Raw genomic sequence first — 21118 nt, forward strand, 5'->3', positions numbered from 1 at the left:
GGGCCCCCCCCGGGGCGGCCCGGGGGGCCGGGGGGGGCCCCCCCCCCCCCCGCTGTCCCCAACCCCCGCGGGCCCCTTTGGGGGGGGGGGGGGGCCCCCCCCCCCCCCGGATCGACATCGCACTCATCGATTTCATCGGCACCGTGCGCTTCCACACGCAATTGCCGGCGGATGAAGCCAATCCCTTTCCGCAAAGCGGCGATCTGTTCGGCGCGATCAGGCAAGCCATGACCAGCCTGCCGGTCGAGGCGCGCAGCCGGGTTGCCGGCATCGGCCTGGCCGTTCCCGACGATGTCGACACGATGGCTGCAACCCGCAACGGATCGAGCACCTCGCTGAAAGCCTTGCAGGGGGAGATCGAGGAACAGATCAAGCTGCCGGTTTTCGTGCAGAACGACATCACCGCGGCAGCTGGCGGCGAGAGCATGTTCGGCGTCGCAAAGCCGCTCAACGACTATCTGTTCTTCTATCTGGGAGCACGGCTGCAGAGCAGGCTCATCCTCAACCACCAGATCTACAAGGGAAACTCCAGCGCCAGCTTCGATCATGGCCTGATGCGCCTGGAGAGCGAACTGGCCATGCGCGGGCGCCCGTCCGAAATCATCTGGAGCAGCAGCCCTGAGTGGCCTGACCTGGGCGAGGCCTACAGCGCATGGCTGGGCGAGTGTTCCGACCGCCTGAAAGCGTCGATCTCCGCGCTGACCCAGTTTGTCGAGTTCAGTTCGGTCGTCCTGTCCAGCTATGCGCCGCAAAAGATCGCCGAGGCCTTGTGCGACGACATCGGCCGGGAATTCCCCGGCATCGAAGCGCTGCCCGCGCGGGTCAGCATCAGCCCGAAGGCCGTCGGCGCGGCAAGCCTGCCGTTCAGTTCGCGCTTCATGATCCAGTGATCGAGCCGAACCGGCGTTGCCGGTCTGCCGATCATGCACCCTCTGCAGGTCCATCGATGATTTTCAGGTGACCAAGCGAATCTACTTGCCAGGACGCCTCACTTAATAGCATGTTAAGTGAACCCTGAGATCGCCATGAAAATCGCTGCGGATCACGCACTCAATGACAATGCCGCAACCAGCGCCGAAGCGCGCCGCTCGACGGTATTGGGCGATCGCATCAAGGCCTATCGCACCACGCGGCGCCTGACGCTGCGCCAGCTCGGCGGCATGATCGGCACCACCGCCAGCTTCCTGAGCCAGCTCGAGCGCGGCCTTTCCGGCGCCAACACCAGCACATTGATGCTGATCGCCAATGCGCTCGGCATCAGCCTCGCCGATCTTTTCGACGACTGCGAAGTGTCGCCGCACGCGGTGCTGACACGCGCCGAGCGGCCGGCGCTGCCGACCAGCGAAGGCTACCGCAAGACGCTGCTGTCGCGCCGGCCGATCCGCGAGATGGAAGTCTATTGCGGCGAGTTCGCCGTCGGCGGCTCCACCGGCGACGTGCCCTATACGCATGGCAACGCGAGCGAGATGATCCTCGTGCTGCGCGGACGCGTGCAACTGACGCTCGGCGACGAGAGCTTCACCCTCGAAGAGGGCGACAGCATCGAATATTCGACCTCGACGCCGCACCGGACGATCAATGTCGGCGATGCGGTGGCCGAGGTGCTGTGGATCATCGCGCCGCCGACAAGCGGCGCTGTCGACCTCGATCAATATGTAGCCCGGAAAACGCTCGCGCCCGGCCTGCCAAAATCAAACAGCGAGCCATCGGAGGGTTAGAAAATGGGAAGCAGATCAAGATTGGCCGGATTTGTCGGCGCCGCCGCACTGGCCTTGCTCGCAGCCGCCGCTCACGCGCAGAACGCGCCGCCGGCCGGAACCGTGGTCGACGGCTCGTTGAAGGGCAAGACGCTGACCTTCGTCTCCTATGGCGGCATCTACCAGGACGGCCAGGTTGCCGCGCTCAAGGAATTCGTCGACAAGAGCGGCGTCAAGCTTTTGAACGACGGACCGACCGAAATCGCCAAGCTTCAGGCGCAGGTCGAATCAGGCAATGTGACCTGGGATGTCGTCGACACAGACGATTTTCCGCCCTTCGTGCATTGCGGAAAACTGTTCCAGAAACTCGATCTGACCAAGCTCGACATCTCGCACATCCCGCCCGGACAGGTCGGCGAATGCAGCGTGCCGGCGATGAACTACGGCATGGTCCTGATGTACAAGAACGACACGTACAAGGACAATCCGCCAAAGGACTGGAAGGATTTCTTCGACACCGCGAAATTCCCCGGCACCCGTGCCATCGACGGCAGTGGCAGCCCGCTCGGCGGCCTGATCGAACAGGCCATCCTGGCCGACGGCGGCAAGGTCGACGCCATGACGCCTGCCGATATCGACAAGGGCATCGCCAAGATCAAGGCGATCGGCCCCGACACCATCTTCTGGAAGACCGGCGCAGAATCCCAGCAGCTTGCCGAATCCGGCGAGGCCGACATGATCATCATGTGGACTGGCCGCGCCATGACGGCGGTCAAGAATGGCGCTGCCTATACGCCGGTGTGGAAGGACTGGCTGGTCGTCATGGATCAGCTGACCATCCCGGTCGGCGCCAAGGACACCGATGCCTCCTACGCGCTGATCAACGCCTATCTCGGCAAGAAGTCGCAGGAGATCCTGACCGAGCAGACGTCCTACTCGCCGATCAACAACGAGGCGCAGCCCAAGGTCGACGCATCCGTCGCCGCCTTCCTGACCAACACGCCGGACCACGCGAAGCTCGGCTACCAGCAGAACATCAAGTTCTGGGTCGCCAATTTCGCCGCCGCGTCCGACAAGTGGACGGCGCTGATGGCCGGCAACTGAGCCGGCTATCACTGAGGTGACGGCGTGAGCCAGACATCGCATACGCCGACGGCCGGGGGTGATCATTCCCGGCCGTCAGGTGCCGTGCAGGGGCCGCAGCGGCGCCTGCGCCTTGCCGCCTATCCGTCCCTGCTGGCGATGCCGGCCCTGCTCCTGCTTATCGCGGCTATGGGCTATCCCTTGCTGACCGTCACGCTGCGCAGTTTTTCGGACCCGGCCTGGGGCCTGCAGAACTACGTCTGGTTCTTCTCCACGCCGGTGAACGTCACCGTCCTGTGGCGCACCTTTTCCATCGCCGCCTGGGTCACCATCGTCTGCGTCATCGCGGCCTACCCCTACGCCTATCTCATGACGGCCGTCGAGCCGCGCCTGCGACTCGTCCTCATCTTGTGCGTTTTGGTGCCGTTCTGGGTCAGCGGCGTGGTGCGCACCTTGGCCTGGGTCATCCTGCTGCAAGATTCCGGCATCATCAATTCGGTGATCAGGCTGCTCGGCTTTGACGGCGTGAAGCTGATCCGCACGCAGACCGGAGTCGTCATCGGCATGGCGCAGGTGTTGCTGCCGTTCATGATCCTGCCGCTCTATTCGGTCATGCGCGGCATCGATTTGCGCCTCGTGCAGGCGGCGCGCAGCCTTGGTGCGCGCCCGGCACGCGCCTTCCTGGAAATCTATCTGCCGTTGTCGCTGCCCGGCGTCTTCGCCGGCGCCATCATCGTCTTCATCCTGTCGCTCGGCTTCTACATCACGCCGGCCCTGCTCGGCGGCCCGCGCAGCACCATGCTGTCGACGCTGGTGCAGAGCCAGGTGCTCAGCCTGCTCAACTGGGGCCGAGGCGGCGCCATGGGCGTCGTCCTGCTGGTCGCGACCTTCGTGCTGCTGGCGCTCGCCGCACCGCTGATGCGCCAGCGCCACAAGCAGGCGTCCAGATCATGAGACAAACGCCGTTCCGCATTCTGCTCGGCCTGTTCTGCCTGCTGGTCGCCGTCTGGCTGGTGATGCCGACGCTGGTCATCATCCCGATGTCGTTCAACGAGAAGAAGTCGCTCGCTTTCCCGCCGTCCGGCTTCTCCTGGCAGTGGTACGCGAATTTCTTCACCAATCCCGATTGGCTGTCGAGCTTCTTCAATTCGCTCAGGGTCGCGGGCCTCGTCGCCGTTGCCGCCACGCTGATCGGCACGCTGGCGTCGCTTGGCCTCAGCCGCATGAAACATTCCGGCGCCGGCCTGCTGCGCGCCATCCTGATCACGCCGATGATCGTGCCCGGCGTGGTGCTGGCGATCGGCATCTATGCCGTTTACCTCGACTACCAGCTTGTCGGCACCACCACCGGCTTCGTCATCGCGCACACGATGCTGGCGATCCCCTTCGTCATCATCGCCGTATCGGCAAGCCTCGAAGTCTTCGACGTGCGGCTGGAAACGGCGGCGGCCAGCCTCGGCGCCAACCGCTTCACCACATTCCGCACCGTGACCTTGCCGCTGATCGCGCCCGGTATCCTGTCCGGGCTTTTGTTTGCCTTCGTCACCTCCTTCGATGAAATCATCGTCGCGCTGTTCATCACCAGTCCCTACCTCAAGACCTTGCCGGTGCAGATCTTCACCAGCATCACCCGCGACGCCGACCCGACGGTGACGGCCGTCGGAACCATCATCTTCATTGCCACGACGCTGATCATCAGCGCCGGGCTGATCATCAGCTCGAAATCGACGAGGAGTTGAGATGACTGCGAGGGAACGTGGCGCGGCCATCGACATCAAGGGCGCAACCAAGCGCTACGGCAATTTCACCGCGCTCGACGATGTCAGCCTGCATATCGAGCCCGGCGAGTTCATGACGCTGCTGGGGCCTAGCGGCTCGGGCAAGACGACCACGCTCAACGTCGTTGCGGGCTTCACCGACCTCACCGCAGGCGATCTTGCCGTCGGCGGCAACAGCATCGTCGCCCTGCCGGCGCACAAGCGCAACATCGGCGTCGTGTTCCAGCACTACGCGCTGTTTCCGCACATGACCGTCGGCAAGAACGTCGCCTATCCCCTCACCTTGCGCGGCATGGACAAGCAGGCGCGCGACCGTCTCGTCGTGCGAGCGCTGGACATGGTCAAGATGGCCGATTTCGCGCATCGCTATCCCTCAGAGCTTTCCGGCGGCCAGCAGCAGCGCGTGGCGCTGGCGCGCGCCATCGTCTTCGATCCGCCGCTGCTGTTGATGGACGAACCGCTCGGCGCGCTCGACAAGAAACTGCGCGAATGGCTGCAGCTGGAGATCAAGCGCATCCACCGCGAACTCGGCACCACCTTCGTCTATGTGACGCACGACCAGGAAGAAGCGCTGGTTCTGTCCGACCGCATCGCCGTGTTCAACCAGGGGCGCATCGAACAGGTCGGAACCGGCCGCCAGCTCTATGACGAGCCGACGACCTTGTTCGTGGCCAAGTTCATCGGCGAATCGACCAGTTTGCGTGGCACCGCCCAGACGTCAGGAAACGAGACCAGCCTGACGATCGCCGGCCAGAAGATCGTGGCCAACGGCAAGCTTGCCGGCGGAGGCAAACCGGTGGTCCTGCTGCGGCCGGAAAAGCTCTCGCTTGCCGGCACCAACACGCCTCCCGCCGCCGGGCAGAACAGCCTCACCGGTGAGGTCAGCGAGGCGATCTATCTGGGGTCGGGTTCGAAATACCAGGTGACGCTTCGCGATGGCTCGGTCGCCATCGTGCGCTCGTCGCTGGAAGCCACACCGTTCTCGATTGGTGACACGGTCGATCTGCGCTGGTCGGTAGTCGATGCAAAACTTCTTGCCGACGACGATCGCGCCGACATGACGATGACCTGATCGCTCTTTTCCCCGCAGGATTTTTAGACATGGACGCCAAAGTCAACGGCAACGTCTCGTTCTGGTATGCCGACATCGGGCTGCCGGCCTATCGCGCGCCGCTCCCGGGTGACCTCGAAGCCGATGTCTGCATCGTCGGCGCCGGCTACACCGGCTTGTGGACAGCTTACTATCTGAAGAAGGCCGATCCTTCGATCCGCATCGCCATCGTCGAAAGGGAGTTCGCCGGCTTCGGCGCGTCGGGCCGCAATGGCGGCTGGCTGTCCGGCGGCTTCAGCTGGTCGCGCGAGAAATATCTGCGGACCTCGACGCGCGGCGCCGTCATCGACATGGAAACCGCCATGCATGGCACGGTCGACGAAGTGATCGCGGTGACCGAGGCCGAAGGCATCGATGCCGACATCCGCCGCGTCGACAATCTGACGGTCGCCACCAACCCGCCGCAGCTCGAACGGATCAAGGCCGCCTATGCCGATGCGATCGGCTGGAGCGTGCCGCAGGACCGCGTCAGCCTGATTGGCCAGGCAGAGGCCAAGGCCCGCATCAACATCAAAAATGTGCTTGGCGGCTATGTCCACCACGGCACCGCGCGCGTGCAGCCGGCCAAGCTGGTGCGTGGGCTCTCCGAAGCCGTCGAGCGGCTTGGCGTGCCGATCTACGAGCAGACCACCGTGACCGGCATCGAGAAGGGCAAGGTCACGACGAACCGCGGCACCGTGCGCGCGCCGATCATCATCCGCGCCACGGAAGGGTTCACGGCCGGCATATCAGGCAATGAGCGGCTCTGGCTGCCGCTCAACAGCGCGCAGATCATCACCGAGCCGCTGCCGCAATCGCTATGGGACGAGATCGGCTGGGAGGGCCATGAGCTTCTCGGTGACGCCGCGCACGCCTATTGCTATGCGCAGCGCACCCGGGAAGGCCGCATCACCATGGGCGGGCGCGGCGTGCCCTATCGTTACGGCTCGCAAACGGATGTGCGCGGCCAGACGCAGCAGGCCACGATCGAAAGCCTGCACGCGATCCTCACCCGGCTTCTGCCGCAGACAGCCGGGCTTCGCATCGACCACGCCTGGTGCGGCGTTCTGGGCGTGCCGCGCGACTGGTGCACGACATCAGGCCTCGACCCTGAAACCGGCATCGGCTGGGCCGGCGGCTATGTCGGGCTCGGCGTCTCAAGTTCCAACCTTTCGGGCCGCACGCTGCGCGACCTTATCCTGCGCCGCGACACCGAACTGACCCGCCTGCCCTGGGTCAACCGCCAGGTGAGCAAATGGGAGCCCGAGCCGATGCGCTGGCTCGGCGTCCACTCGATGTATCAGCTCTATCGCGTCGCCGACGAGCGCGAGGAAGCCGGCCTCCAGCATACGTCGAAACTGGCCGCAATCGCCGACCGCATCACAGGACATTGAGAGACCGCCATGACCGACTTCCAGACCTTCGCCCATCTCGCTTCCATCGACCTCGGCGAGCCTGAGCCCAAGCCGACCTCGATCAGCGGCGATCAGCTCGAAGCAGCGAAGACGCTGTGGACCTCGCCTGACGGCACACTGGAAGTCGGCGTCTGGGAGTGCACGCCGGGCCGCTTCACCGCATCGCGCGAGAGCAATTCCGAAACCTGCCACATCGTGTCAGGTCGGGTCTCGCTGCATGGTCCCGATGGCCGCAGCGAGGACGTCGGTCCGGGCGAAATGCTGGTGCTGCCGAAAGGCTGGAAAGGCGAATGGACGATCCACGAGAAGACGCGCAAGCTCTATATCCTGCACTTCGAGGCGTGAGCTGACTGGAACAGCCGCTACTCGTCGTCTGAACGATCATCCTCGGCAACAACAGGCTTGCCTTCTATCGCCTGCCGCAAGGCGTCGTTGATGCGGTCCTGCCAGCCCGGCCCATCCTCCTGGAAGTGGTCCAGCACGGCGCGATCGATCCGGATCGAAACAAGCTCCCTGACGCCTGGAGCGGCGGAGGGCTCACGAACCGGCGCGGCCGGCTTCTTCACCGGCTTGAAAGCCGCCTCGGCGGCCGTCATCGGATTTGTCGGTCGACGCGGGGGATTTGCCATCGGATGACCCTGACTGAAGACGATTCGTGCACGACGTGGCACGCTTGCGCCACCATAGCCCAACCAGCGCCGTCGCGCAGGCCCCTTTGGTCGGGACAATCACTCGGCTGCTTGAAGACTCTGCGCGTCGATGATGACCCTGATCTCGGCGCGGCAGGAGCCGCAATTCGTGCCGGCATGCAGGGCCGTGCCGATCGCCGCAACGCTGCCGCAGCCGCCGCGCACCGCTTCCGCGATCTGGTTGGCGCCGACGCCGAAACAGGAGCAGACGATGGCGCCGCGGTCGACGTCGATCCCGCCCGGTCGTCCGGCTACGATCGCCAACCTGCCGCGCCGGTCGACATGATCGGCACTCAACTGTTCCGCCGCCCAGCCGCGCGACACGGCGACCGGGCCGGGTGCGACGAACAAGGCGGCTGACAGTTGATCGCCGTCGAAGGCGGCGATGCGATGCTGGCCGGCGTCGCGGTCATGATAGGCGAGCATTTCCGCACCCGGTGACACGCCGAACAGTGACCCGGCAAAGCCAGCCCAATCGATGTCGTCTTCGGCAAAGGCAAGCTCGACCCGCCAGCCGCCCTTGCATTTGGCCACGGCCCAGTAGGCCGCGGTATCAGGCTCAGGCCTGCGCCGCGTCACCGCAAAGCCAAAGGCCTTTGCGGCGAATTTCTCGATGCGGGCGGCGACATGTTTCAGCGCCGGCTGGCCGGAAATGGGATCGGTCAGCGGCGCGGTCAGCGTGTCGAGCCGGCCCCTTGCCGCAAACTGATCGGTCCAGTGCATCGGCGCAAACAGGCTGCCCTGGCGCTGGCGCGCCGTCACCAGCGCGCGCACCAGCACGTCGCCGCGCGGGCTGGAAACCCGCGCGATGTCGGCGTCGCCGATGCCGAAGCGCTGCGCATCCGCCGGGTGGATTTCTACGAAGGGCTCGGCGATGTGCTGCGACAAACGCGGGCTTTTGCCGGTTCGCGTCATGGTGTGCCAATGGTCGCGGATACGGCCGGTATTGAGGATCAGCGGATAGTCCGGGCTGGTGCGGACTTCCGTGGTGGGGCGGATGGCGATGAAGCGCGCTTTGCGGTCGGGCGTGTAGAAATTGCCGTCGGCGAAGAAGCGGGTGGTGTTACCTTCCAGCCTCTGCCCGGCCCGAAGATGCTCGTCCGACTGATGTCGAGCTTGAGCACCCCCCTCTGTCCTGCCGGACATCTCCCCCGCAAGGAGGGAGATTGGCAGCTTTGATGCTCGCATATCTCCTGCATTGTTTGTAATTGGCGAAGGCCGTGGTGGCAGCCGATCTCCCCCCTTGCGGGGGAGATGGCCGGCAGGCCAGAGGGGGGTGGCTGGGCTCGGCGCCGGCCATTGGAACGGCTCCAGCGCCTCATACTCCTCCGCATCAACCCCGGCATAAGCACCAATATCGAAATCCCGCGCGCCATCATTCTCGAATCCTGACAGCGCGGCATGCTCGGCAAACACCTCCCCTGGCGTCGCATAGGAAAACGCCTCGCCAAACCCCATCCGCTTGCCGACCTCAGCGACAATCCGCCAGTCGGGCCTTGCCTCGCCGGGCACGGGCAAAAACGCGCGCTGGCGCGACACACGGCGCTCTGAATTGGTGACGGTGCCATCCTTCTCGCCCCAGGCGGCGGCGGGCAGCCGGACATGGGCGTGGCGGACGGTGTCGGTCTGGGCCAGCACGTCCGACACCACCACGAACGGGCACGCCTTGATCGCCGCCTCGACGGCATCGGCGTCCGGCATCGAATCGACCGGGTTGGTGGCCATGATCCACAGCGCCTTGATCCGCCCGTCGGCCAGCGCCTGGAACATCTCGACTGCCTTCAGGCCGGGCTTTCCGGCAATGGCCGGCGCGTTCCAGAAGCGCTGCACGCGGTCGCGATGGTCGGGGTTTTCGATTTCCATATGCGCGGCGAGCATGTTGGCCATGCCGCCGACCTCGCGGCCGCCCATGGCGTTGGGCTGGCCGGTCACCGAAAACGGCCCTGCTCCGGGTTTGCCGATGCGGCCGGTGGCGAGATGGCAGTTGATGATGGCGTTGACCTTGTCGGTGCCGGATGACGACTGGTTCACACCCTGGCTGTAAACCGTCACCGTTTTCGCCGTTGCCGCAAACAGGCTGTAGAAACGGCCAAGCTCGTCCTCGCTCAGGCCCGTGCCGGCAGCGACGCCGGCCAGGTCGAGCGCGGAGGCCGCGAAAAGCGCTTGCCCGAAGCCGGTCGTGTGCGTCGTGATGTAGGCGCGGTCGAGCGCATTGTGCTGGCCGAGATAAGCGAGCAGCCCGGTGAACAAAGCGACGTCGCCATCCGGCGCGATCGCCAGATGCATGTCGGCGATGTCAGCGGTCATGGTGCGCCGCGGATCGACCAGGACGATCTTCATCTCCGGCCGCTTTTCCCGGGCAGCCGCGATGCGCTGGTAGAGCACCGGATGGCACCAGGCGAGATTGGAGCCGACCAGCACGATCAGGTCGGCCAATTCCAGATCCTCATAGGTTCCCGGCACGGTGTCGGAGCCGAAAGCGCGGCGGTGGCCGGCGACCGAGGAGGCCATGCACAGGCGCGAATTGGTGTCGATGTTGGCCGAGCCGACAAAACCCTTCATCAGCTTGTTGGCGACGTAATAGTCCTCGGTCAGCAACTGGCCCGAAACATAGAAGGCGACCGCATCCGGGCCATGCTCGGCGATGGTTTGCGAGAAGGTCGAGGCGACAAGGTCGAGCGCCTCGTCCCAGCCGGCGCGGCGGCCGTGGACCTCCGGATGCAGCAGCCTGCCGTCGAGGTCGATGGTCTCGGCGAGTGCCGAGCCCTTGGAGCAGAGCCGGCCGAAATTGGCCGGGTGGTCGGGGTCGCCGCGGACGGACACCTGCCCGTCCGCGGTGGCCTTCGCCAGCACGCCGCAGCCCACCCCGCAATAGGGGCAGGTGGTCCTCACCTCGCGCGCTTCGTCGATCTCCATGGGTTCAGGCCGCGCGGCTGGCCAGCGCTTCCAGCGCAATGAACAGACGCTCGCCTTCGACCCGCACCGGAATGGTGCGCACCGCGCCCTCGTCGGCGCCGAGCGCCTTGCCCGTCTCCAACGAAATCACCCAATTGTGCAAGGGACAGGTCACCGCCGCACCGTGCACGATGCCCTGGCTGAGCGGTCCGCCTCTGTGCGGGCAATGGTCGTCGATGGCATAGACCTGATCGTCCAGGGTGCGGAATACGGCGATTTTTCCCTCGGGCGTTGCGACGCAGCGCGCGCCGCGGCGAGGGATGTCGGAGATGGAGCCGATTGCTACCCAGTTCATCTAGATTTCCTCTTTGCGCGTGTTCTTGACCGAAAACCGGTTTCCACTTTTCGGGAACACGCTCACTCCGCCGCCTGCGCAAACCCGACCGAGGCCATCGGCCGGAATTCGTGCTTGTCCTTGCCGGAAACGCGTTCCGACCACGGGTCGACCTGGGCGAATTTCTGGCTGAAGACGAAACGGTCGTAATAGGCCTTGCGCTTGTCGCCATCGTCCATGATCTGACGCTTGATCTCGGGGATGCCGATGCGCTTGGCCCATTTGTAGATGCGCTCGAGATAGCGGCCCTGCTCGCGATACATCTGCGTCAGCGCCACGATATGCTCCAGCGCCTCGTCCTCGGTCCTGACCAGGCCGAGCACCTCGGTGCCCTTGATGTCGAGGCCGGCCGCCCCGGCAAAATGGATCTCATAACCACTGTCGACGCAGATCACGCCGACATCCTTGCAGGTCGCCTCGGCGCAGTTGCGCGGACAGCCCGACACCGCCATCTTGACCTTGGCCGGCGTCCACGAGCCCCACATGAATTTTTCGATGCGGACGCCGAAGCCCGTAGAATCCTGCGTGCCGAACCGGCACCAGTCTGAGCCGACGCAGGTCTTCACCGTGCGCAACCCCTTGGCATAGGCGTGGCCGGAGACGAAGCCGGCCTGACCGAGATCGGCCCACACTGCCGGCAGGTCCTCCTTGCGGATGCCGAGCATGTCGATGCGCTGGCCGCCGGTGACCTTGACCATCGGAATTTCGAACTTGTCGACGACGTCGGCGATGGCGCGCAGTTCGGCGGCATTGGTCACCCCACCCCACATGCGCGGCACCACCGAATAGGTCCCATCCTTCTGGATGTTGGCGTGGACGCGCTCGTTGATGAAGCGCGACTGGTAATCGTCGGCGTAGTCATCCGGCCAGTCGCAGACGAGGTAGTAGTTGAGCGCCGGCCGGCATTTGGCGCAGCCGCAGGAGGTCGTCCATTCCAGTTCCTGCATGACGGCGGGAATGGTCTTCAGGCTCTTGGCCTTGATCAGCCGGCGCACCTCGTCATGGCCGAGGGTGGTGCAGGAGCACATCGGCTGCACGGCGGCGGGGTTGTACGTGTCGCCGAGGGTCAGCACCATCAGCTTTTCAACCAGCCCGGTGCAGGAGCCGCAGGAGGCCGACGCCTTGGTGTGGGCGCGCACGTCGTCAAGCGAGGTCAGGCCCTTGGCCGTGATCGCGCCGGTGATCTTTCCCTTGCAAACGCCGTTGCAGCCGCAGATTTCCGCATCATCCGGCAAGGCTGCAACGGCCGCCATAGGGTCCAGCGGGGCACCCCCCTGGTAGGACTGGCCGAAGATGAGCGTGTCGCGCATTTCGGAAATGTCGGTCTGCTTCTTCTTGAGGTCGTTGAACCAGGCGCCGTCAGCCGTCTCGCCATAGAGCACGGTGCCGATGATGCGGTCATCCTTCAGCACCAGGCGCTTGTAGACGCCTGCGGCGGCGTCGCGCAGCACGATCTCCTGGCGATCCTCGCCCTCGGCGAAGTCGCCGAGCGAGAACAGCTCGATGCCGGTGACCTTGAGCTTGGTCGGCGTGTCCATATGGACGAAGGCCGCCGCCGCGTCGCCGGCAAGCTGGCTGGCGGTCACGCGCGCCATCTCGTAGAGCGGTGCGACGAGGCCGTAGACTTGGCCGTTGACCTCGGCACATTCGCCGAGCGCGTAGATGTCGGGATCGTTGCTGCGCATGCCGGCGTCGACGACGATGCCCCTGTTGACGGCGATGCCGGCCTGTTTCGCCAGCGCCGAATTCGGCCTGATGCCGACGGCCATCACCACAAGCGTTGCTGGGATAATGGTGCCGTCAGCGAGCTCCACCTGCCCGACCTTGCCGTTGCCTGTGATCGCCTGTGTGTTGGCCTTGGTGATGACCTTGATGCCGCGCTGTTCCACCGCACGCTGCAAGAGATAGCCGGCCGCGGGATCGAGCTGGCGCTCCATCAGCGTCGGCATGACATGCAGCACGGTGACGTCCATGCCTTGCGCGTTCAGCCCTGCTGCCGCCTCCAGCCCGAGCAGGCCGCCGCCGATGACCACCGCCTTGGCCCGCGACTGGGCGGCAAGCATCATCGCCTGCACGTCGTCGAGATCGCGATAGGTCAGCACGCCCGGCAGGTCATGGCCGGGCACCGGAATGATGAACGGCACCGAGCCGGTGGCGATGACGAGCTTGTCATAGGGTTCGGTGACGCCATGATCGGAGGTGACGGTCTTCGCCGCTCGGTCGATGGCGACGATCTTGTGGCCCTTGTAGAGGGTGATGTTGTTGGCGATGTACCAGCCGTCGCCGTGGATGATGATCTCCTCATAGGCTTTCTCGCCCGACAGCACCGGCGACAGCATGATGCGGTCGTAATTAACGCGCGGCTCGGCGTTGAAGATGGTGACGGTGTAGCGGCCCGGAGCCTGTTCCAGCAGGTGCTCCAGCATGCGCCCCGGGGCCATGCCATTGCCGATGATGACAAGTCTTTCGCTCATGGTGCTACTCCGCGGCTTCGACGAAGCGGTGGCGTTCGTAGAGGAACTTCAGCACCGCCTCGCGGCAGCGCAGGAAGGTCCGGTCGGAAGAGAGTTCGACGCGCCGGCGCGGCCGCGCCAGCGGCACGGCAAGCACTTCGCCGATGGTTGCCGCCGGGCCATTGGTCATCATGACGATGCGGTCGGACAGCAGCACCGCCTCGTCGACATCATGGGTGATCATGATCGTCGTCGAGCCGAGCCTGGAATGGATGTCCATCACCGCGTCCTGCAGATGCGCGCGCGTCAGCGCGTCGAGCGCGCCGAACGGCTCGTCGAGCAGCAGGATCTTCGGCTCCATGGCCAGCGCCCGGGCGATGCCGACGCGCTGCTTCATGCCGCCCGATATCTCGGCCGGGCGCTTGTCCTTGGCATGCGCCATCTGCACGAGGTCGAGATTGCGCATGATCCAGTCATGCCGCTCGGCCTTGCTTTTCGAGCGACCGAAAACCTTCGACACCGCCAGGTTGATGTTTTCATAGACGGTCAGCCACGGCAGCAGCGAGTGGTTCTGGAACACCACGGCGCGTTCGGGACCGGGGCTGTCGACCTCTTTGTCCTCGAGCAGCACGGCGCCGGCGGACACCTTGGTCAGCCCGGCGATCAGATTGAGCAGGGTCGACTTGCCGCAGCCGGAATGGCCGATGATGGAGACGAATTCGCCCTTGTCGATGGTCAGCCTGATGTCCTTCAACACCTCGCTGACCTGGGCACCACGCGAGAAGGATTTGTCGATATGGTCGAGCTTCAGATAGGCCGTCATCGCCCTCTCCTCACTTTGCCGTTGTGCCGCGGGTGACGAAGGCGCCGACCGCCGCGACCAGACGGTCGAGGCAGAAGCCGGTGACGCCGATATAGGCGAGCGCCACGATGATGTCGGGCAGCCGCGACGAGTTCCACGCGTCCCAGATGAAGAAGCCGATGCCGACGCCGCCGGTCAGCATTTCGGCGGCGACGATGGCGAGCCAGGACAGGCCGATGCCGATCCTCAGGCCGGTGAAGATGTAGGGCGCGGCGGCCGGTACCATGATCTTGACGAAGAATTCGAACTGGTTGAGCCGCAGGATGCGCGAGACGTTGCGGTAATCCTCGGGGATGTTGCGCACGCCGACGGCGGTGTTGATGATGATTGGCCAGATCGACGTGATGAAGATGACGAAGATCGCCGACGGGCTGGAATCGCGGAACGCCGCCAGCGACAGCGGCAGCCAGGCCAGCGGCGGCACCGTGCGCAGGATCTGGAACACCGGGTCGAGGCCGCGCATCGCCCAGATCGACTGGCCGACCAGCGCGCCGAGCGCGACGCCGACCACCGCCGCCAGGCCGAAACCGATGGCGACACGCTGCAGCGAGATCAGCACGCGCCATGCCAGGCCGATATCCTGCGGGCCATTGTCGAAGAACGGATGCGCGATCAAATCGTAGGCCTCGTTCCACACCTGGGTCGGCGGCGGCAGGCTTGATGTGGGCGACGAACAGGCGATCTGCCAGACGACCAGCATGACGGCGATGACTACGATCGGCGGTAGCAGCGCGCTAGCCAGTTTGCCGGCAATCGCCAGCGGATCGAAGCGACGTCGTGCCTTTGCGGTGAAGGCGATGACCTCCGCCGGCTTCGCAGGAAAGGCCTTCACCTTGGTGTCCTCGATAGTCTGGATCGACATGTCTGGGGAAAACTCCGTGGGGCAGATAATTCGAGCGACAAACGGCGCAATGCGCCGTTTGCGCAGAGGTTCAAGCCGATGCCTTGATCTTCAGGCTGTCGAGATAGGCCGACGGGTTGGCCGGATCGAAGATCTTGCCGTCGAAGAAGGTCTCGACGCCGCGCGACGACGACGCCGGAACGTCGGCTGCCGCGACGCCGAGATCCTTGGCCGCCTCGCGCCACAGATCCTCGCGGTTGACCTGATCGACCAGCGCCTTGATGTCGGTGGTCGGCGCGAATTTGCCCCAGCGGATGTTCTCGGCGAGGAACCACGCATCATGGCTCTTGAACGGATAGGAGACGCCACCTTTCCAGAACTTCATGTAGAGATCGGTGCCGTTGGCGACGCGGCCATTGCCGTAGTTGATGTCGCCCTTGAGGCGGCCGATGATGTCGGCGACAGGCACGTTCATCCATTGCCGCTTGCCGATGATGGCGGCCATCTCGTCCTTGTTGTCGCTGGCCTCGCACCATTGCTGGGCTTCCATGACGGCCATCAGGATCGCCTTGGTGGCGTTCGGGTATTTCTCGATGAATTCGGCACGCAGGCCGAGCGCCTTTTCCGGATGGCCCTTCCACAATTCGCCCGTCGTGGCGGCGGTGAAGCCGACGCCCTGATGGACGAGCTGCTCGTTCCACGGCTCGCCGACGCAGAACACGTCCATGTTGCCAACCTTCATGTTGGCCACCATCTGCGGCGGCGGCACGACGATGGTCGAAACGTCCTTGTCGGGATCGATGCCGCCGGCGGCCAGCCAGTAGCGCAGCCAGAGATCATGGGTGCCGCCCGGGAAGGTCATGGCGGCCTTGATTTCCTTGCCGGCCGCCTTCTTGGCGGCAAAGGCGTCTTTCAGCTTCGAGGCATCGAGGCCGACGCCGGTGCCGGCATATTCCTGGGCGACCGAAATGCCTTGGCAGTCGTAGTTGAGCCGCGCCACGATCGCCATCGGCATCGGCTGGTTGTTCTGTGTCACCTTGCCGGTGTGCATGAGGTAAGGCAGCGGCGTCAGAATATGGGCACCGTCGATGCCGTTGGCGGCGCCGCCGAGCATCAGATTGTCGCGCGTCGCGCCCCAGGAGGCCTGCTTGAGCACCTCGACATCGGGCATGCCGAACTTGGCGAACAGCCCCTTCTCCTTGGCGATCATCAGCGGTGCCGCATCGGTGAGGGCAATGAAGCCGAGCTTGGCGCCGGTGACCTCCGGAGTGGCGGTCGCAGCATAGGCGCCGGAAGGGAAGAGCTTGCGGGCCGCCACGAACAGGCCGGCCGTCATTGCACTGCTGACCAGAAAATCGCGGCGCGTCATGTCTTTGAGGGTCGTTCCAGTCCTGATCCGTTTCGTCATCGTCGTCTCCGGTTGGGCGCGGCTTGGGATCCGCGTCGTCGATTGTGTGTTGATCAAAACAAAAAAGCCGCCAGCCAGGTCTTCGCGTCCGGGTGACCGGGAGCGCGTATTAACCTGAGCGGCAGCTTTGCCTGTGGCGCCCGCCATTGGGCGCCTGTTCCGTGACCCGCGAAGGGCCTGTCTATTTCAAAGCAGGAACCGTGCCAGTTTTGAGAGAGGCGAAAAAGATCAATTAAATCAGTAACCAGCGCCGATCGCGGACGCGCCGGGTCCTATGGCCGGAAGGTCAAAGATTGCTCATTCGGGCAATCGCGCGCACAATTTTTGTGCAATGCACAAGAATGACGCGGAAATGATCAGGCTTCCGCGCGAGCCGATTTCTGGCCGGTAATGTACGCGTCGACCTCGTCCGGATCGAAGATCTGGCCGTCGAAGAAACCGTCCGGACCGAGCACAAGGCCGGCGCCTGTCGCGCCGACCGCGGTTGCAACTTGGAGCGCGCCCTCGACCTTCGAATTGGCGCCGGGAAGTGCGATGCCGAGCGGCTTCAGCGCCGAACGATAGAGATCGGGACGATAGCAATCCCGCGCGATGGCGAGGTTTTCAGGCGTATGCGCCACATGCCCCCAACGCACCATCTGCGTGTAGAACCACAGCGCATGGCTCTTCCACGGAAAGTTCGCCGCCTTGTCGAAGGGGAGGAAGAAGTCGTCGATGCTCCGCTCCGCGCCGCCGCCCAGTCGGAGATGGCCGGTCAGGATCGGCATCTGCACGGCCGGCGGCAGGCCGAGAAAGCCGGCCTGCGCCATGACGGCAGCCAATTCGCCATGGTTGGCCGGATCCTGGCACCAGCGTGCCGAGTGATGCAGCGCGCGCAGCAGCGCCGCCAAGGCCTCGGGGTTTTCGTCTGCCCAGGCCTTGCGCACGCCGATCACCTTCTCCGGGCTGTTACGCCATATCCGCGCCTTGACGGTGACGATATGCCCGGTGCCGGCGGCAACCGCAGCACTGTTCCAGGGTTCGCCTACGCAGTAGCCGTCGATGCGGCCGGCGGCCAGTGCATCGGCCATGAAGGGCGGCGGCACGATGACGATCTCGATTTCGCGCGTCGGATCGATGCCGCAGGCGGCGAGCCAATAGCGCAATTCGTAATTGTGCCCGGAATGCGGATGCACCACGGCGAAGCGCAGCGGGTCGCCACCGGCCGCAGCGCGCTCGCGAATGAGCGCGCGCAGCGCCGCACCGGCGCGCGCGGGGTCGAGATCGGCTTCGGCGCTGTGCGCCACCATTCCGGCCCACACAGTGTTGGAGACGGTGACGCAATTGCCTCCGAGTCCGAGCGAGAACGGCACGATGGTTTCCGAAGCGAGCGGCGTCAGCCCGAGATTGCAGGCGAGCGGCATCGGTCCCAGCATATGCGCCAGATGGAAGTGACCGATGGCGATGCGGTCGCGGATGTTAGCCCAGGACGTCTCGCGGTGCAGGGTGAGGTCGATGCCTTCTCGTGCGGCAAAGCCAAGCTCACCGGCCGCGACCAGCACGGCGCTGTCGAAAAGCGGCATGAAGCCAGCGGTGATCTGGTGCGCGGCGTCCATGCTCATTCGTCCTCCGCCGGTCCCAGCAACCCGGCGGCAGTCACCAGGCTCTGGGCGATGTCGCCGATCTTGCGGTTCTGGTTCATCGCCGTCTTGCGCAGCAGCGTGTAGGCGGCCTCTTCGGAGAGGGCGCGGGACTTCATCAATATGCCCTTGGCACGATCGATCACCTTACGGCTCTCGAGCTCGCCGCGAACCTCTTCCAGTTCGCGCGCCATGCGCGAAAAAGCGTTGAAGCGGCTGACCGCCATGTCGAGAATGGGTTTGACGCGCTCTTGCCGCAGACCGTCGACGACATAGGCCGAAACGCCGGCATCGACCGCCGCCTCGATCGAGGCCTGGTCCGAGCGGTCGACGAACATGGCGATCGGCCGTTTTACGGCACGCGAAAGCTGGAACATGTTTTCCAGCATGTCGCGATTCGGGTTTTCGAGATCGATGACGATGACATCGGGCTCGATCTCGGCGATCCGCCGCGCAATGCCGGTCACATCATGGATGACGGTGACCCGCTCATGGCCGGCCTCGCGCAACCCCGCCTCGATGATCGCGGCGCGGATGCGGTTTTCGTCGATCACCAGGACGGCGAGTGCGGTTCGAACCATGCCTGCATTGTGACCAAGCGAAGGAATTGTGCAATGCGGTATGGTTGAACAACCCAAGATTCGCTAACCGCGCCGCAGGCGCCTAATCCGCCGCCAGCGCCGTGACCTCGCGGCGGAAGGGCAGTGCGTCGCCGATATCGGCTTCGTCCAGCTCGCGCGCGAAGCGGTGGCCGGCGTAGGTTGCCCAGGCGATCGGACCCGGCGCCTCGGCATCGCCGATGATTTTGATCGAGCGGATGCCGCTGTCGGCCCACTCGTCGCGCCGCGCCTTCAGCTCGTGCCAGACGCTATCGTCCTGCTGGCGCGATGTCACCAGCACTACTGCGTCCACGGCGATGTCAAATTGGCTGCCCGTATAGGCGCAGGCCGTGGCAACACCGCCCGGTACGATGCGCGTCACGATCCGGTTCAACACGATCTCGACGCCGAGTTCGGCCAGCCGGCGGTGGATGGCGCCCTGCTCCAGCGTGTTGCGGGTCCAGTCGGACACATAGGCGGACGGCGTCACCAGCGTCACCTTCGCGCCCTGGCGCGCCATCAGCTCGGCCAAAACGCCGCCCATGTAATAGTGATCGTCATCGAACAGCACGACAGTGCCGGTCGGCACATTGCCGCCCATCAGATCGTCCGGCGTATAGACCGGCATGGCCGGGTCCGCCGGCATCGGCACGACATGCGCGCGCGCCACGCCGTCACGGCGCCATGTCGAGCCGGTGGCAAGCGCAATGTTCTGAAAGCCGAAGTCCAGTATCTCCTGCGCCGACAATCGGCTTTCGAAATAGACATCGACATTGGACATCTGGCTGATCTGGTACTGGCGGTAGTCGCGCACGCGTCCCCATGCCGAGAGACCGGGCAAGCGGCATTCGCGCGCCACGCGGCCGCCGAGCTCGGTGCCGGCTTCGGCGATGGCCACCTGATAGCCGCGCAGGCCGAGCGCACGCGCCGCCTCCAGCCCGGCCGGGCCGGCGCCGACGATCAGCACGCTGTCGCTATCGCCCTTGGCCTGCATGCGTTCGGGATGCCAGCCCTTGCGCCATTCCTCCATGAAGGTCGGGTTCTGCGTGCAGCGCGAGATCGACATGGTCATGTCGCCGGTGATGCAGATGTTGCAGCCGATGCATTCGCGAATGTCCTCGATTCGCCCCTCCTCCACCTTCTTCGGCAGGAAGGGATCGGCGATCGATGGCCGCGCGCAGCCGATGAAATCCAGCGTGCCGGACTTGATCATCTTCACCATCACATCCGGCGAGGTGAAGCGACCGACGCCGACGACCGGCTTCGAGGTCAGTTTCTTGATGCCGGACACCAGGCTCTCCTGCGCGCCCTCCTCCTTGAACCGCGACGGCCCCGAACAATCCTCCCAGGCGCCATGTGCCAGGTCCCAGAGGTCTGGCAGGTCGGCGTGCATCTCGATCATGTCGCGCACTTCGGAGTTGGCGAAGCCAAGCTCGCCGATCATCTCGTCCAGCGACAGCCGCAGCGTCAGGCCGCAAGTGCCGCCGATGGCATCCCTGCCCTCTTCGATCAACTCACGCATCAACCGCGAGCGGTTTTCCAGCGAGCCGCCATATTCGTCGCTGCGCTGGTTGGTGGCGGTGGACAGGAAGTGCTGGATGATGCCGAAGCCATGCGCGCCGTAGAGGCAGACCAGGTCGAAGCCCGCAAGCCTGGCACGCTTGAATGCATTGCGGTGCCAGCGGCGCAGGTCGCGTATATCTTGCTTGTCCATGGCGCGCGCCTGAACCGGATCGTTGGTGAAGGTACGGATCGGCAAGGCCGACGGCCCGCGCGGCACTTCCTTGGTGTAGAGGTTGGGACCGTTGATGCCTGAATAGGCCAGCTGGATACCGGCCAGCGCGCCATGCTGGTGCATGGCCTTGGCCATCTTCGCCAGTGCCGGGATATCGGCATCGTCCCACAGCCTGAGCTCGATGAAGGGCGTGATCTCCGAAGTATGGTGCATCTCGGTCTGCTCGGTGAAGATGACGCCCCAGCCGCCTTCCGACTTGATGCGGCGCATCTCGGCTGCGGCCGAAGGGTCGCGGTAGCCGCCGCCATTGCAATGCGGAACCTGGTAGAAGCGGTTCTTGGCGGTCACCGGACCGATCTTCACGGGCTCGAACAGAATGTCGTAGCGCGGATCGCGCATGGAACGTGCCTTCCTGCCAGCGTCGCCTTGCACATGCCCGATCATGGTTTCGAGCCAAGGTGCAAGCCGGCCAGCCCAGTGGGTTGATGCCGTGAGACCATTCATAAATTGCGACAAGCGCCGGGAAACAACAGATTTCTTCTGTGCCGGTTAGGACGCGC

General features: G+C 64.7%; 18 protein-coding genes. 8 read left to right on the top strand and 10 right to left on the bottom strand.

All coding sequences use genetic code 11. The features are described from left to right. The 8 genes from NKH97_RS21145 to NKH97_RS21180 all read left to right on the top strand — a co-directional run. Positions 1–890, top strand: an 890-nt coding sequence (locus tag NKH97_RS21145; protein WP_352798717.1) for an ROK family protein, incomplete at its 5' end; no start/stop codon positions are given. 135 nt (positions 891–1025) lie between these two features. Beyond that, positions 1026–1718 (top strand): helix-turn-helix domain-containing protein, encoded by a 693-nt coding sequence (locus tag NKH97_RS21150; RefSeq protein WP_352798718.1) that lies wholly within the window; start codon positions 1026–1028, stop codon positions 1716–1718. 3 nt (positions 1719–1721) lie between these two features. Then, on the top strand, positions 1722–2801 hold the full coding sequence (locus NKH97_RS21155) for an extracellular solute-binding protein (protein ID WP_023809407.1): 1080 nt from the start codon (positions 1722–1724) through the stop codon (positions 2799–2801). Positions 2802–2825: 24 nt separating this feature from the next. Beyond that, positions 2826–3734: an ABC transporter permease gene (locus NKH97_RS21160; protein WP_023809408.1), complete on the top strand. Its 909-nt coding sequence runs from the start codon at positions 2826–2828 to the stop codon at positions 3732–3734. Continuing rightward, positions 3731–4519, top strand: coding sequence for an ABC transporter permease (locus tag NKH97_RS21165; protein WP_023809409.1), 789 nt, complete (start codon positions 3731–3733; stop codon positions 4517–4519). The genes NKH97_RS21160 and NKH97_RS21165 overlap by 4 nt, the downstream gene beginning before the upstream one ends. A 1-nt stretch (position 4520) precedes the next feature. Continuing rightward, positions 4521–5630 (top strand): ABC transporter ATP-binding protein, encoded by a 1110-nt coding sequence (locus NKH97_RS21170; protein ID WP_023809410.1) that lies wholly within the window; start codon positions 4521–4523, stop codon positions 5628–5630. A 29-nt stretch (positions 5631–5659) separates the two neighbouring features. After that, positions 5660–7042 carry an NAD(P)/FAD-dependent oxidoreductase gene (locus NKH97_RS21175; protein WP_023809411.1) on the top strand — a complete coding sequence of 461 codons (1383 nt, stop codon included), beginning with the start codon at positions 5660–5662 and terminating at the stop codon, positions 7040–7042. A 9-nt stretch (positions 7043–7051) separates the two neighbouring features. Further along, entirely contained in the window at positions 7052–7408 is a 357-nt protein-coding gene (locus NKH97_RS21180; protein WP_023809412.1) for a cupin domain-containing protein, read from the top strand. A 17-nt stretch (positions 7409–7425) separates the two neighbouring features. Here the strand turns inward: NKH97_RS21180 and NKH97_RS21185 are convergent, their stop codons facing one another. The 10 genes from NKH97_RS21185 to NKH97_RS21230 form a co-directional block, all read right to left on the bottom strand. Beyond that, the gene (locus NKH97_RS21185) at positions 7426–7692 is read right to left on the bottom strand and encodes a BrnA antitoxin family protein (protein ID WP_023809413.1); all 267 of its coding nucleotides are present in this window, start codon (positions 7690–7692) and stop codon (positions 7426–7428) included. A gap of 99 nt (positions 7693–7791) precedes the next feature. Continuing rightward, positions 7792–10668, bottom strand: coding sequence for a nitrate reductase (locus NKH97_RS21190; RefSeq protein ID WP_023809414.1), 2877 nt, complete (start codon positions 10666–10668; stop codon positions 7792–7794). A 4-nt stretch (positions 10669–10672) separates the two neighbouring features. Next, positions 10673–11002, bottom strand: coding sequence for a nitrite reductase small subunit NirD (gene nirD / locus NKH97_RS21195; protein ID WP_023809415.1), 330 nt, complete (start codon positions 11000–11002; stop codon positions 10673–10675). A gap of 62 nt (positions 11003–11064) precedes the next feature. Beyond that, on the bottom strand, positions 11065–13515 hold the full coding sequence (nirB, locus tag NKH97_RS21200; protein ID WP_023809416.1) for a nitrite reductase large subunit NirB: 2451 nt from the start codon (positions 13513–13515) through the stop codon (positions 11065–11067). Between the two features lie 4 nt (positions 13516–13519). Then, positions 13520–14317, bottom strand: a complete 798-nt coding sequence (locus tag NKH97_RS21205) for an ABC transporter ATP-binding protein (protein WP_023809417.1) — start codon at positions 14315–14317, stop codon at positions 13520–13522. Between the two features lie 10 nt (positions 14318–14327). Then, positions 14328–15218: a nitrate ABC transporter permease gene (gene ntrB / locus NKH97_RS21210; RefSeq protein WP_023809418.1), complete on the bottom strand. Its 891-nt coding sequence runs from the start codon at positions 15216–15218 to the stop codon at positions 14328–14330. 70 nt (positions 15219–15288) lie between these two features. Next, positions 15289–16605 carry a CmpA/NrtA family ABC transporter substrate-binding protein gene (locus NKH97_RS21215; protein ID WP_023809419.1) on the bottom strand — a complete coding sequence of 439 codons (1317 nt, stop codon included), beginning with the start codon at positions 16603–16605 and terminating at the stop codon, positions 15289–15291. A gap of 356 nt (positions 16606–16961) precedes the next feature. Further along, a complete protein-coding gene (locus tag NKH97_RS21220; protein WP_031212563.1) occupies positions 16962–18200 on the bottom strand; it encodes a CmpA/NrtA family ABC transporter substrate-binding protein in 1239 nt (412 codons plus the stop codon). A 2-nt stretch (positions 18201–18202) separates the two neighbouring features. Then, positions 18203–18805 carry an ANTAR domain-containing response regulator gene (locus NKH97_RS21225; RefSeq protein WP_352798719.1) on the bottom strand — a complete coding sequence of 201 codons (603 nt, stop codon included), beginning with the start codon at positions 18803–18805 and terminating at the stop codon, positions 18203–18205. Positions 18806–18887: 82 nt separating this feature from the next. Beyond that, positions 18888–20957 (bottom strand): oxidoreductase, encoded by a 2070-nt coding sequence (locus tag NKH97_RS21230; RefSeq protein WP_023809421.1) that lies wholly within the window; start codon positions 20955–20957, stop codon positions 18888–18890. Between the last annotated feature and the right edge of the window lie 161 nt (positions 20958–21118).

Source organism: Mesorhizobium sp. M0870 (genome assembly GCF_040319775.1).
GTDB lineage: Bacteria > Pseudomonadota > Alphaproteobacteria > Rhizobiales > Rhizobiaceae > Mesorhizobium.